The sequence below is a fragment of the Kluyvera sp. Awk 3 genome (assembly GCF_028069715.1).
Lineage (GTDB): Bacteria > Pseudomonadota > Gammaproteobacteria > Enterobacterales > Enterobacteriaceae > Kluyvera > Kluyvera georgiana_A.
Window position 1 is genome coordinate 1 of the sequence record NZ_JANEWH010000362.1, and the last position, 239, is coordinate 239.

Below are 239 nucleotides of genomic sequence, written 5' to 3' on the forward strand. Positions count from 1 at the left end.
GCCGATCGAAGACGTATTCTCCATCTCCGGTCGTGGTACCGTTGTTACCGGTCGTGTAGAGCGCGGTATCATCAAAGTTGGCGAAGAAGTTGAAATCGTTGGTATCAAAGACACTGCTAAGTCTACCTGTACTGGCGTTGAAATGTTCCGCAAACTGCTGGACGAAGGCCGTGCTGGTGAGAACGTTGGTGTTCTGCTGCGTGGTATCAAACGTGAAGAAATCGAACGTGGTCAGGTAC

The 239-nt window shown here is 50.6% G+C and carries 1 protein-coding gene; it reads left to right on the plus strand.

Going from position 1 to position 239, the window contains the following annotated elements; genetic code table 11:
- Positions 1-239: EF-Tu/IF-2/RF-3 family GTPase (locus NNN71_RS25130; protein ID WP_271459624.1), on the plus strand; the 239-nt coding region annotated here is incomplete at both ends.